The 12,070-nt window shown below is 34.6% G+C and carries 14 protein-coding genes; all 14 read left to right on the forward strand.

Annotated elements, in window-relative coordinates:
• The first annotated feature begins 6 nt into the window (after nt 1-6).
• The 14 genes from CAN42_RS00485 to rplT all read left to right on the forward strand — a co-directional run bounded on the left by CAN42_RS00485 (nt 7) and on the right by rplT (nt 12,048).
• On the forward strand, nt 7-1,134 hold the full coding sequence (locus tag CAN42_RS00485; protein WP_197415044.1) for a cysteine desulfurase family protein: 1,128 nt from the start codon (nt 7-9) through the stop codon (nt 1,132-1,134).
• Between the two features lie 4 nt (nt 1,135-1,138).
• Nucleotides 1,139-2,422 (forward strand): AI-2E family transporter, encoded by a 1,284-nt coding sequence (locus CAN42_RS00490; RefSeq protein ID WP_085875089.1) that lies wholly within the window; start codon nt 1,139-1,141, stop codon nt 2,420-2,422.
• Nucleotides 2,423-2,499: 77 nt separating this feature from the next.
• Nucleotides 2,500-5,112, forward strand: coding sequence for an alanine--tRNA ligase (gene alaS, locus CAN42_RS00495; RefSeq protein WP_062570966.1), 2,613 nt, complete (start codon nt 2,500-2,502; stop codon nt 5,110-5,112).
• A 48-nt stretch (nt 5,113-5,160) separates the two neighbouring features.
• Nucleotides 5,161-5,415: an IreB family regulatory phosphoprotein gene (locus tag CAN42_RS00500; RefSeq protein WP_062570965.1), complete on the forward strand. Its 255-nt coding sequence runs from the start codon at nt 5,161-5,163 to the stop codon at nt 5,413-5,415.
• Nucleotides 5,416-5,472: 57 nt separating this feature from the next.
• Nucleotides 5,473-5,889 carry a Holliday junction resolvase RuvX gene (gene ruvX / locus CAN42_RS00505; RefSeq protein ID WP_062570964.1) on the forward strand — a complete coding sequence of 139 codons (417 nt, stop codon included), beginning with the start codon at nt 5,473-5,475 and terminating at the stop codon, nt 5,887-5,889.
• Nucleotides 5,890-5,897: 8 nt separating this feature from the next.
• On the forward strand, nt 5,898-6,143 hold the full coding sequence (locus CAN42_RS00510) for a DUF1292 domain-containing protein (RefSeq protein WP_085875090.1): 246 nt from the start codon (nt 5,898-5,900) through the stop codon (nt 6,141-6,143).
• Nucleotides 6,144-6,605, forward strand: a complete 462-nt coding sequence (locus CAN42_RS00515) for a Fur family transcriptional regulator (protein WP_062570962.1) — start codon at nt 6,144-6,146, stop codon at nt 6,603-6,605.
• Complete coding sequence (locus CAN42_RS00520; protein WP_062570961.1) at nt 6,605-8,266, forward strand: ribonuclease J; 1,662 nt, start codon at nt 6,605-6,607, stop codon at nt 8,264-8,266. The genes CAN42_RS00515 and CAN42_RS00520 overlap by 1 nt, the downstream gene beginning before the upstream one ends.
• Nucleotides 8,267-8,308: 42 nt before the next feature.
• On the forward strand, nt 8,309-8,965 hold the full coding sequence (locus CAN42_RS00525) for an O-methyltransferase (protein ID WP_085875091.1): 657 nt from the start codon (nt 8,309-8,311) through the stop codon (nt 8,963-8,965).
• Complete coding sequence (locus tag CAN42_RS00530) at nt 8,952-10,181, forward strand: peptidase U32 family protein (RefSeq protein ID WP_085875092.1); 1,230 nt, start codon at nt 8,952-8,954, stop codon at nt 10,179-10,181. The genes CAN42_RS00525 and CAN42_RS00530 overlap by 14 nt, the downstream gene beginning before the upstream one ends.
• Nucleotides 10,171-10,788, forward strand: a complete 618-nt coding sequence (udk, locus tag CAN42_RS00535) for a uridine kinase (RefSeq protein ID WP_062570958.1) — start codon at nt 10,171-10,173, stop codon at nt 10,786-10,788. The genes CAN42_RS00530 and udk overlap by 11 nt, the downstream gene beginning before the upstream one ends.
• A gap of 73 nt (nt 10,789-10,861) precedes the next feature.
• Complete coding sequence (infC, locus tag CAN42_RS00540) at nt 10,862-11,482, forward strand: translation initiation factor IF-3 (RefSeq protein WP_062570994.1); 621 nt, start codon at nt 10,862-10,864, stop codon at nt 11,480-11,482.
• Between the two features lie 11 nt (nt 11,483-11,493).
• Nucleotides 11,494-11,685 carry a 50S ribosomal protein L35 gene (rpmI, locus tag CAN42_RS00545; RefSeq protein ID WP_005956626.1) on the forward strand — a complete coding sequence of 64 codons (192 nt, stop codon included), beginning with the start codon at nt 11,494-11,496 and terminating at the stop codon, nt 11,683-11,685.
• Between the two features lie 12 nt (nt 11,686-11,697).
• On the forward strand, nt 11,698-12,048 hold the full coding sequence (gene rplT / locus CAN42_RS00550) for a 50S ribosomal protein L20 (RefSeq protein WP_005956682.1): 351 nt from the start codon (nt 11,698-11,700) through the stop codon (nt 12,046-12,048).
• Nucleotides 12,049-12,070 lie beyond the last annotated feature (22 nt).

The following is a 12,070-nucleotide window of genomic DNA, read 5'->3' on the forward strand; positions in this document are numbered from 1 at the left end:
GCTCTTATGATTTATATGGACAATGCTGCCACTACTAGGATAACAGACAGGGTTTTTGAAGCCATGCTTCCTTATTTAAAGGAAAATTATGGAAATCCGTCGGCAATATATTCACTTGGTCAAAGGTCTAGGGCAGCAATAGAAAATTCAAGAATAAAAATTGCAGACCTCTTGGGAGTAAAGGCAAGTGAAATCTACTTTACTTCCTCAGGGTCTGAATCAGATAATTGGGCTCTAAAGGGCTCGTTTTTGCCTAATCAAGAAAATCACATTATCTCATCAAAGATTGAGCACCCAGCAATTTTAAATTCACTTAAAAAAATTGAAAAATGGGGTGGGGAAGCTAGTCTTGTTTCTGTTGATGAAGAAGGTTTTGTTGACTTAAAAGAAATTGAAAATTCAATTAAAGATTCCACAAGGCTTATTTCAATTATGTTTGCCAACAATGAAATAGGAACTATAGAACCCCTTGCTGAAATTGCAAAAATAGCCAAGGAAAAAAATATTTTATTTCACACAGATGCAGTTCAAGCTGTGGGAAATGTAAAATTTAAAATCAAAGACATTGGAGTAGACATGCTTTCCTTATCAGGTCACAAGCTTGGAGCACCTAAGGGAGTAGGAGTCCTATACCTAAGAGAAGGTATAGACCTGGATAACTTCCTAGATGGTGGCGAACAGGAAAGAGGAAGAAGAGCGTCAACAGAAAATCTTGCATCAATAGTTGGGCTTGCAAGAGCAATGGAAGATGCTTACAATAATATGGAGGACCATTCATCTTATACAAGAGATTTGAGAGATTATACAATCGAAAAACTTTTAAATATAGATGGAATAGTTTTAAATGGTCCTAGAGAAAAAAGACTTCCTGGAAATATAAATATCACTTTAAAAAATACTAAGCCTCAAACTATGGTTCAGTATCTTGATATGTTTGATATATGTGTTTCTTCTGGATCTGCTTGTGCAGCAGGAAGCATTAACCCATCTCATGTTTTAAGGGCAATAGGAAGAAACGAAGAAGATTCACTTTCTATGCTTAGACTTTCCATAAATCACGAAAACACAAAAGAAGAGTGTGATTATGTGGTGGAAAAAATAAATCAAGGGATGAAAAAGTTCAAGAACAGGTGATATTATGTTAGAGCAAATATCTGGTAACGCTGCTAGATTTATGATTTATGCCCTCGTGGTACTCTCTATTCTTTTAATATTTTTAGCAATTTATTATCTAATAAATATTGGGAACAGATATATAGAAGGCAAGAAGAGAATAAATATAGACCTAAGCCTTATCACAAAAATATTTTTGGGGATACTTATTTTTTATTTAATAAACATACTCTTTAATAAGTTCCCTATCATCGGTTACACCCTTTCATCGGTAATGATTGCAATAATCTTTGCATATATAATCGACCCAATAGTAAACTACTTGGAGAGAAAGGGAGTAAAGAGACAGTTTGGTGTAATAATAGTTTACATCTCAGCAATACTTATTTTTGGAATTTTAATAGTTTCTGTAATTCCAAAAACAATAAATGAAGTTTCAAATCTTCTTACAAGTTTACCTGGAATGGTGGATACCCTAATAAGAGAATTTAATAATTTCTTATCAAATGTATTTGCCAAGTTTAACATTGAACTTCCAAAGAATTTTATAAACATTTATAAAGAAACAAATCCAAAGGTAAATGGAAATGTAGAAACTCCACAAATAGTTTCTAACATTTTGGATTCTATTAAGGGCACTATTAATGACCTAATAGTAAAAGCCCAAGGATCCTTAATGGGCTCACTTTCTAACGTGATCTCTAAACTTTATGGATTTTTAACATCAGCCTTTAGGTTGGTCTTAATAATTATTTTTTCTTTCTACTTTTCAGTGGACAAGGAAAGATTTTTGTTGAAAGTGAAGAAGGCAATACCAAATAAACATAGAGAAGATATCTCTTACTTGACAAGCAACATTGACACAGCCCTTCAACAATTTATAAGGGGAAGAATGCTTATGGCAATCTTTGTGGGCGTACTTACAATGGTTTATCTTTTAGTATTAAGAGTAGACTTTGCCATTATAATTGGTCTTATAACTTGTATTGCAGATATAATTCCTTTTATTGGTCCCTTCCTTGGTTGTGCGCCAGCAGTTTTATTTGCCTTTATGGACTCACCAATGAAGGCCCTTTGGGTTCTAATATTATTTGTAATTGTTCAGTGGGTAGAAAATAATATTCTTGCACCAAAACTCATTGGAGACTCAACAGGACTTAACCCACTTGTAATTTTAATTTCAATAATTATAGGTGGTGGAATCTTTGGTGTATGGGGAATGGTTATCTCTGTTCCATTGACGTCAATTATCTTTATACTCGTTGATTTTATCAAAATAAAATACAACGATAGATACAGCTCTAATTGACATTCATATTCTTTATAATTATAATATTTATAGCACATCCTCCCAGGGTATGGGAGGATTTTTAATAGGAGTTGTATATGAAATATTTAGGTTTACACGATATAAGAACAGAGTTTTTAAAATTTTTTGAATCAAAAGGGCACTTCATACTACCAAGTTTTTCACTAATTCCAAAAAATGATAAATCACTTCTTTTAATAGGAGCTGGGATGGCACCAATGAAGAAATTTTTCACTGGCGAAGAAACCCCTCCTGCAAAAAGAGTTACAACTTGTCAAAAATGTATTAGGACTGGCGATATAGATAATGTAGGTTTAACAGATAGGCACGCAACATTTTTTGAAATGCTAGGGAATTTCTCCTTTGGAGATTACTTCAAGCACGAAGTAATTCCATGGGCTTGGGAATTCTTAACAGTTAATCTTGAAATCCCAAAAGAAGATTTATGGGTTACAGTTTACCATGAAGATGACGAAGCCTACAACATCTGGAAGGATGTAGTTGGAATCGATGAAGAAAAAATCATTAGACTGGGAAAAGAAGATAACTTCTGGGAACTAGAAGTTGGTCCATCTGGTCCATGTTCAGAAATTTATGTTGACAGGGGACTTGAACACGGATCTGAGGATGAAAGACCTGGTGGAGAAGGAGACAGATTTATTGAAGTTTGGAACCTTGTATTCACTCAATTCGATAAGGACGAAGAAGGAAACTACAAGCCTCTAGCTCATCCAAACATTGATACAGGAATGGGGCTTGAAAGAATTGCAACTGTCCTTCAAGGAACTGACAATATTTTTGAAATTGATGCCATAAAAGATATTATCCAAGAGATTTCAAAAGTTTCTGGTAAAAAATATGGCCAAGACAAGAATGCAGATATTTCCTTTAGGGTAATCACTGACCACATTAGGGCAATGACTTTTATGATTTCTGATACAATTGTACCTTCTAATGAAGGAAGGGGCTATGTGCTTAGAAGACTTATAAGAAGAGCTGCAAGACATGGAAGAAAACTTGGCATAGAAAGAGCCTTCTTATATGAAATTGCCGACATGGTAATTGACTCTTGGGGCGAACAATATAAAGAACTTAAGGAAAATAGAGAATCTATCAAGGGAATCATTAGAAGAGAAGAAGAAAAATTCTTGGAAACTATTGATGGAGGTCTTGTTAGACTTAAGGCCCACATAGATGAAATGAAGGGAAAAAATGAAAGGCTACTAGATGGAGAAAAGGCCTTTAAGCTTTATGACACTTATGGTTTCCCAATTGACTTAACAGAAGAAATCCTTAGAGAAGATGGATATGATGTTGATATGGATGGCTTCCAAAAAGAAATGGATGACCAAAAGAGAAGGGCAAGAGAAGCTAGAAATGACTCCAATGTTGGCTGGGCCAACCAAGATAGCAAGCATCTTTTTGAAGGACTAAGTAATGAATTTCTTGGATATGAAAAAGATGAATGCGATGCAAACATTATAAGAATAATTTCTAATGATGAAATTGTTGAGTCTCTTGAAGAAGGAGAAGAAGGCCTCGTAGTCCTTGATAAGACAACTTTCTATGGAGAAAGCGGCGGTCAAGTAGGAGACACTGGTGAAATTATTTCTGGCAACTTCAAGTTAAGAGTCACTGATACAAAGAAAACCAAGGATGGAATTCACCTTCACCTTGTAAAAGTTGAAGAGGGAAGACTAGAAAAAGCTCCTGTTAAGGCTATTATTGATTCTAAGAGGAGGAATAATATAAGAAGAAATCACTCTGTAACTCACTTACTTCACAAAGCTCTTAAAGAAGTATTGGGAAGTCATGTAAACCAAGCAGGTTCTTTAGTTATGGCTGACAGAATGAGATTTGACTTCTCCCACTTTGATGCAATGACAAAAGAAGAAATTGCCGAAGTAGAAAGAAGAGTTAATGAAAAAATCTTTGAAGGACTTCCAGTTGAAACAAAAGTAACAGGGCTTGAAGAAGCTAAGAAAATGGGAGCTATTGGACTTTTTGAAGGTAAATACCAAGATCAAGTTAGGGTTATATCTATGGGCGATTACTCACGTGAACTTTGTGGTGGTTCTCACGTATCAAACACTTCAGAGATTTCCATGTTTAAGATCCTATCTGAAAGTGGTATAAGTAATGGAGTTAGAAGAATTGAATCCATTACTGGACCAGCTGTTTATGAATACCTAAATAACTTAAGCAAAAAAGAAGAAGAAATAGCTAGTGAATTAAAGTCAAACAAAGATGAAATTATTCAAAAGATAAAATTAAATATTAAAAATCTAAAAGAAGCAAATAAAAATATAGAAAAACTTGAACATGACCTTGCTAAAGATCAAATTTCTGATTTAACAAAGGATGTTAGAGAAAAGAATGGAATCAAGTACGTAATCAAAAAGTTCGACGGAGTAGATGTTAATACTCTTCGTGACTTAGCTGATGAAGTTAGAAATAAACTTGAATCAGTTGTTGTTTTATTTGCTGCAGTTAATGATGATAAACTAAACTTTGTATGTGCAGTTTCCAAGGATCTTGTTGAAAAGAAAATTGCTGCAGGTAAACTAATCAAGGAAATCGCCAAAGTAGCTGGCGGTGGCGGAGGTGGTAGACCTGATATGGCAACTGCTGGTGCAAAGGACTTAGATAAGGTTGAAGAAGCTCTAAACAAGCTAGATGAGCTCTTATAATAATGTCAAAATAGATATTTTTATGATATAATCTATTTGGAGGTAATTATGGGTCAAAATAATAATACACAAATTTTTGAAAAAAGCAGTTTGGAACAAGAAAGAATTAAGAGTATTTTAAAGACAGTTTACAATGCTCTAGAACAAAAAGGATACAACCCAACTGACCAAATTATAGGATATATATTATCTGGTGATCCAACATATATCACAAGCCATGATAATGCAAGATCCATGATACAAGAAGTAGAGCGTGACGAGCTTTTACAAGAAATGTTAAAAGTTTATTTAGAAAAAATTTGAGATGGTTTGACCATCTCTTTTACATATTATATATGTACCTGTAAAGGTTGTGGTTAAATGAATAAAATTTTAGGCCTTGACGTAGGAGATGTGTGGATTGGGGCAGCCATAAGTGATGCTCTAATGCTTACCGCACAACCTCTTATGACAATAAAAAGAGAATCTAATAAGATAGCCTATGAGAAAATTCATGAAATTATAAAAGAGAATAATGTAGAAAAAGTAGTGGTAGGTCTTCCTAAGAACATGAACAATACTATAGGGCCACAAAGTGAAAAAGTAATTAAGTTTGCAGAAAAATTAAAAAACAAATTTAAAGTAGAAATTGAGTATGTTGACGAGAGAATGACCACTTTAATGGCAGAACAAGTTTTAATAGAAGGTTCTGTTCGAAGAGAAAATAGGAAAAAATATATAGATAAAATTGCTGCGACTTATATCCTGCAATCCTATCTGGATAGAATAAATTTATAGGTGATAAGATGGAAAAAATAAAACTATATGACGAAAATGATAAAGAAGTTGAATTTTTTGTTGATGCAAAATTTTCTGTTGAGGACATTGATTATGTCGCACTCTATGCTGATGAAGATAATCCAGAAGTATATATTTTAAAAATAATTGAAGACGAAAATGGTGATGAACTTCTTGCTGGCATCGATGATGAAGAGTTAGAAGTTGCAAGCAAAGCTTATGAAGAACTATTAGATGAATTAGACGGTGAATAAATGAATACAAAAAACGTTGAACCTGTTAAAAAAATCTTAAAAGACAGTGGATATAAATACACTAAACAGAGGGCAAAAGTCTATGAAATTTTTCTGGACAATAGGGACAAGCACTTGACGACAGAAGAAGTTTATAACTTAGTTGCAAAAAATGATCCGGAAATGGGTATTGCAACTATTTACAGGACTGTGCAATTATTCCACAAGCTTGGAGTCTTAGATCAAATTGCCTTTGATGACAATATTCTGAGGTATGAGCTTAGAGTACCAAGTGAAGGCCATAGGCACCACCATCTCGTTTGCATAAATTGCGGAAAAGTCGAAGAAGTTGATATTGATAACTTAAATGAACTAGAAGCTAAGATAGAGAAAGAAAAGAATTTTAAAATTGTTGACCACACTCTAAAATTTATGGGTTATTGCGAAGACTGCCAACACAAAATTGAGGAGAAGGCAAATTAATGAAAAACACAAATAAGGTGAAGATTATCCCACTGGGAGGGCTTCACGAAATCGGAAAGAATCTTACAGTAGTTGAATATAGAGATGACATTATCATAGTAGACTGTGGTATGACTTTCCCAGAAGATGAAATGCTTGGTATTGATGTTGTAATACCAGATGTAACTTATCTAGAAAACAACAAAAATAGGATAAGGGGACTTGTCCTAACTCATGGTCACGAAGACCACATTGGTGCTATTCCATATGTACTAAGGAAGTTAGACCTAGACATTTATGGAACTGGACTAACAATTGGACTATTAGAAAATAAATTAAAAGAGCACAGACTTTCAAGAGATAAACTTCACGTAGTAAATGCTGGAGATGTTGTTAAACTTGGGAAGATGGAAGTTGAATGGATAAATGTAAATCACTCTATTCCAGATTCTTGTGCCCTAGCAATAAAAACACCACTTGGATATGTTTACCACTCTGGTGACTTCAAGGTAGACTTTACTCCAATTAGTGGAGAGCCAATTAACTTAACTAGGATTGCAGAAATTGGTCAAAAGGGTGTACTTGCTATGATTGGTGAATCTACAAACGTCCTAAGAGAAGGCTACACAATGAGTGAGTCCAAGGTTGGGGAGACTTTTAACAGGCTCTTCCAAAGCCTATCTGACAACAGAATTATTATTGCAACTTTTGCATCCAATGTACACAGAATCCAACAAATTATTAACTCTGCAGAAAAATATGGAAGAAAAGTTGTCTTGTCTGGTAGATCCATGGTAAATGTAACAGAAACAGCGAGAAAGCTTGGACAATTTAGGGTTAAGAAGGATACCTTTGTTGACATCAAGGATATGGATAAGTATGAAGATAGTGAACTTGTATTAATCACAACTGGTTCACAAGGAGAGCCAATGTCAGCTCTTACAAGAATTGCCTATGGAGAACATAGAAAGATTCAACTTACACCAAATGATGCAATCATCCTTTCGGCGACTCCAATACCAGGAAATGAAAATGCTGTTACAAAGGTAATAAATAGGCTTCTTGAAAGAGGTGCTAAGGTAATTTATGAAACACTATCAGAAATTCACGTTTCTGGTCACGCTTGTCAAGAAGAGTTAAAACTTATTTTGAGTTTAGTAAAGCCAAAATACTTTATACCAGCCCATGGTGAAGTAAGACACCTTATGAAGCATGCTCAGATTGCACATCAAATGGGCATGGATGAAGAGAATATTTTCATAATGGAAAATGGAAATTGTCTCGAAATTTCACAAAAATCTGCAAAACTTGTTGGTGATGTGCCATCTGGAAATATTCTTGTTGATGGACTTGGAGTTGGTGACGTTGGTAACATCGTCTTAAGAGATAGGAGACACTTGTCAGAAGACGGACTAATAATTGTAGTTATCTCCTTGACAAAAGAAGGTAAGGTTGTTTCAGGTCCAGACATTATTTCAAGAGGTTTTGTTTATGTAAGAGAATCAGAAGACCTTATTGAAGATGCAAAGAATGTCGTAAGAAAAATCCTTAATGATGATTCACGCGACAACTTAAGGGACTGGAATGGACTCAAGTCTGACATAAGAGATAACTTGAGATCATATATTTTCAAAAACACAAAGAGAAATCCTATGATTTTACCAATTATTATGGAAGTTTAGGATATTTAGGGAATCTACTAGGTTCCCTTTTTTAGAGGAATTATGCCAAATATAAATTACGATTATATAGAGAATTATTTAAGAGATTTAAAAAATTTAAAAGATGAAAAACTTCGCGATATGATGAATTACGCTGAAGAAAATCACGTTCCAATAGTGGAGAGAGAAAGTGAAGAGTTTATAAACTTCCTTCTAGCCATGCATAAGCCGAAGAAAATCCTTGAGCTTGGAACTGCCATAGGCTATTCTTCTATTTCTTTTGCCAAGAGGAATAAATGCATAGAAAAAATTGACAGCGTAGAGCTAAAAGAAGAAATGGTAGAAATTGCGAGAAGAAATATCTTTGCAGTGGGCCTTGAAGATAAGATAGAGGTTCACCACAGAGATGCCTATGATTTTCTTTTAGACCTAGAGGAAAAGTACGACTTTATTTTTATAGATGCAGCTAAGGGGCAATATGAAAAATATTTTGATGAGGCCCTTAAGAATTTAAATGATGGAGGGATAATTCTCTGTGATAATGTCCTCTTCAAGGGGATGATAGCAGAAGACTCCCTAGTTAAGAGAAGAAAGATAACAATTGTAAAAAGACTTAGGAAGTTTTTAAAAGATATTTCCTGCGATGAGAGATTTGACTCATCAGTAATACCCATTGGGGATGGAATACTTTTAGTAAGGAGAAAAGATGAAGAAGATTGAACTTTTAGCACCGGCAGGTGATATAAATAAATTAAAAACTGCAGTGGAATATGGGGCCGATGCAGTGTATCTTGGAGGAGAAAGCTTTGGACTTAGAAAAGCTTCTAAGAACTTCTCAATGGATGATATTAAATGGGCAACGGGTTATTTACACGAGAGGGGAAAGAGGATTCACGTAACTCTTAACATAATTCCCCACAACCATGACATGGAAGGTGTAGAAGACTACATCAAGGAACTCTATGAAATTGGAGTTGACGCTCTTATAGTTGCTGACCCAGGTATGTTTATGAAGGTAAAGGAAGTTGCGCCAGACTTTCCAATCCATATTTCAACTCAAGGATCAGTTACTAATGTGGAAACTGTAAAATTCTGGCAAAAACTTGGAGCAGAAAGAGTTGTAATGGCAAGAGAACTAAGTCTAAAGGAAGTTGCTGATATTATTAAAGAAGTTGGCGACTCCATTGAAGTTGAAACTTTTGCTCACGGTGCTATGTGTATGTCCTACTCAGGAAGGTGTCTTTTATCAAATTACATGACTGGAAGGGATGCTAACATGGGGGACTGTGCCCAACCTTGTAGGTACAAGTACCATTTAGTCGAAGAAAAAAGGCCTGGAGAATACTTTCCAATAGAAGAACACGATGAGGGAACTTTTATTATGAATTCCAAGGACCTTTGTATGATTGAACACATTGATGAAATGATTGAAGCTGGTATTGCAAGTCTAAAGATTGAAGGCCGTGTAAAAAGTGAATACTATCTTGCAACAGTAATTAGATCCTACAGGATGGCAATTGATGCCTACTATGCTGACCCAGAAAATTACAAGTACGACCCATCTTTATTAGAAGAAATTAAAAAGGTAAGTCACAGGGACTTCACAACAGGTTTCTTCTTCGGACAAGCTAATGAAAATTCACAAGTGTATAAGGACAACTCCTACATCAGGGGTTACGACTTCGTGGGTATCGTCTTAGACTACGATGAGGAAACAAATATAGCTACAATCGAACAGAGAAACAGGGTCTTTGTTGGAGAAGAGATTGAAATCTTTGGACCTGGTGTAAAGCATTTTGACTACAAGATAGAAAAAATGTTAGATGATAAGGATAGAGAAATTGATGTTGCAAATAAGGCAAAGCAAATTTTTAAAATTAAAATCGATCAACCTATTAAAAAAGGATTTATTTTGAGGAGAGAAAATGAAGAATAAGGCCTGTATTATTGGAATATGTGGTGGAAGTGGTAGCGGTAAGAGTACTGTTACCAAAAAGCTAATTGATTTAATTGGAAGGGACAAGGTATCTGTAATTGAACAGGACTCCTACTACAAGGACCAATCAAACTTGGTCTTTGAAGAAAGAGTTAAGACAAATTATGACCATCCCCTTGCTTTTGATAATGACCTCTTATTTGAACATTTAGAAATGTTAAAGGATGGCAAGTCTATTGAGAAACCAATTTATGATTTTGCCCTTCACAATAGAAAAAGAGAAAAGGAAATTGTTGAAGCAAAACCCATTATTATTCTTGAAGGAATTTTAATCTTTAATGAAGTTAATCTAATAGACATCATGGATATAAAAGTTTTTGTTGATACTGATGCCGATGTGAGAATCATAAGAAGGATTAAAAGAGATATGCTTGAAAGAGGAAGGTCACTTGACTCAGTTATTGATCAGTACCTTTCAACAGTTAGACCATCACATCTCCAATTTGTTGAGCCATCAAAGAGGTATGCAGACTTAATCATCCCAGAAGGTGGCGAAAACGAAGTGGCCATAGATATTTTGTATCAAAAAATTAAATCTTTGGTATAAAAGTGTTTGACAAGAGGTAACTCATGTGTTATCATTGTCTTTGTTATTAAAGAAGAAGTCCGCTTCTCACCTAATGGCTCAGTCATTTAGGTTATTTGAAAATTTCGATGAATTTGCGGGCATCTTTTTAGGTGTCCGCTTTTTTAATTTACGGAGGTGCTTAGAAATTAAAGAACTTCAAATCAATGAAGAGATAAGAGAAAAAGAAGTCAGATTAGTAGATGATGAGGGAAATCAACTTGGTGTTGTGCCCAAAAATCAAGCCATCGACTTGGCTATATCTAAAAAACTTGACCTAGTGAATGTTGCGCCAAACGCAAAACCACCAGTATGTCGTATAATGGACTATGGTAAATACAGATACGAGCAAGAGAAAAAAGAAAAAGAAGCTAGAAAAAAGCAAAAAGTTATCAATGTTAAGGAACTAAGATTTAGTCCGAACATTGAAGATCATGACTTAAATACTAAAGCCAATAGAGCTATTGATTTCTTAAAAAACGGTGATAGAGTTAAGCTTTCAGTTAGATTTAGAGGTAGAGAGATGGGTCATACTGATCTTGGTAGAGAAGTTCTCGACAAGTTTTATGATTTAATTTCTGAGTATGGAGTTGTGGACAAAAAACCTAAAATGGAAGGAAGAAGTTTAGTTATGTTCCTTTCAGAAAGAAAAGACAGCGATAAGTCTGATAAATAAGGAGGATTTTTATGGCAAAGATGAAAACTCACAGAGCTTCCGCGAAGAGGTTTAAGAGAACAGGTTCTGGAAAGCTTAAGAGATTTTACGCTTTTAAAGGACATTTAACAGGTAAGAAAACTGCTAAGAGACTAAGAAAACTTAGAAAAAGCAGTACGGTTTCTAAAGGTGATCAAAGAAGAATTGATCACATGATCCCTTAATAGGAGGTAAAAATGGCTAGAGTAAAAAGAGGCGTTAACGCTAAAAAAAGACATAAGAATATACTAAAGCAATCCAAGGGATATTTTGGTGCTAAATCAAAATTATTTAGAACTGCTAACCAAGCTGTTATGAAATCTCTTAACTATGCTTATATTGGTAGAAAACAAAGAAAAAGAGATTTTAGAAAACTTTGGATTACAAGAATTAATGCAGCTGCAAGAATTAATGGCATGAGCTATTCAAAATTCATTAGCGGTCTTAAGAAGGCAAACATCACTATTAATAGAAAGATGCTTTCTGAAATGGCAATTAATGATCCAGCTGGTTTTGCAAAGCTAGTTGAAATTGCAAAAGAACAATAAATTATTGCTCCCAATTGGGAGC

Origin of the sequence: Peptoniphilus vaginalis (assembly GCF_900176605.1) — a bacterium.
In the GTDB taxonomy this organism is placed as follows: Bacteria; Bacillota; Clostridia; order Tissierellales; family Peptoniphilaceae; genus Peptoniphilus_A; species Peptoniphilus_A vaginalis.

What these genes read in the sequence shown, in the direction of transcription:
- rpmI (WP_005956626.1), top strand. Translation starts at nt 11,494, where the DNA reads ATGGCAAAGATGAAAACTCACAGAGCTTCCGCGAAGAGGTTTAAGAGA.
- CAN42_RS00510 (WP_085875090.1), top strand. Translation starts at nt 5,898, where the DNA reads ATGGAAAAAATAAAACTATATGACGAAAATGATAAAGAAGTTGAATTT.
- CAN42_RS00485 (WP_197415044.1), top strand. Translation starts at nt 7, where the DNA reads ATGATTTATATGGACAATGCTGCCACTACTAGGATAACAGACAGGGTT.
- ruvX (WP_062570964.1), top strand. Translation starts at nt 5,473, where the DNA reads ATGAATAAAATTTTAGGCCTTGACGTAGGAGATGTGTGGATTGGGGCA.
- udk (WP_062570958.1), top strand. Translation starts at nt 10,171, where the DNA reads ATGAAGAATAAGGCCTGTATTATTGGAATATGTGGTGGAAGTGGTAGC.
- CAN42_RS00525 (WP_085875091.1), top strand. Translation starts at nt 8,309, where the DNA reads ATGCCAAATATAAATTACGATTATATAGAGAATTATTTAAGAGATTTA.
- rplT (WP_005956682.1), top strand. Translation starts at nt 11,698, where the DNA reads ATGGCTAGAGTAAAAAGAGGCGTTAACGCTAAAAAAAGACATAAGAAT.
- CAN42_RS00515 (WP_062570962.1), top strand. Translation starts at nt 6,144, where the DNA reads ATGAATACAAAAAACGTTGAACCTGTTAAAAAAATCTTAAAAGACAGT.
- CAN42_RS00490 (WP_085875089.1), top strand. Translation starts at nt 1,139, where the DNA reads ATGTTAGAGCAAATATCTGGTAACGCTGCTAGATTTATGATTTATGCC.
- alaS (WP_062570966.1), top strand. Translation starts at nt 2,500, where the DNA reads ATGAAATATTTAGGTTTACACGATATAAGAACAGAGTTTTTAAAATTT.
- CAN42_RS00500 (WP_062570965.1), top strand. Translation starts at nt 5,161, where the DNA reads ATGGGTCAAAATAATAATACACAAATTTTTGAAAAAAGCAGTTTGGAA.
- CAN42_RS00530 (WP_085875092.1), top strand. Translation starts at nt 8,952, where the DNA reads ATGAAGAAGATTGAACTTTTAGCACCGGCAGGTGATATAAATAAATTA.
- infC (WP_062570994.1), top strand. Translation starts at nt 10,862, where the DNA reads ATGGCTCAGTCATTTAGGTTATTTGAAAATTTCGATGAATTTGCGGGC.
- CAN42_RS00520 (WP_062570961.1), top strand. Translation starts at nt 6,605, where the DNA reads ATGAAAAACACAAATAAGGTGAAGATTATCCCACTGGGAGGGCTTCAC.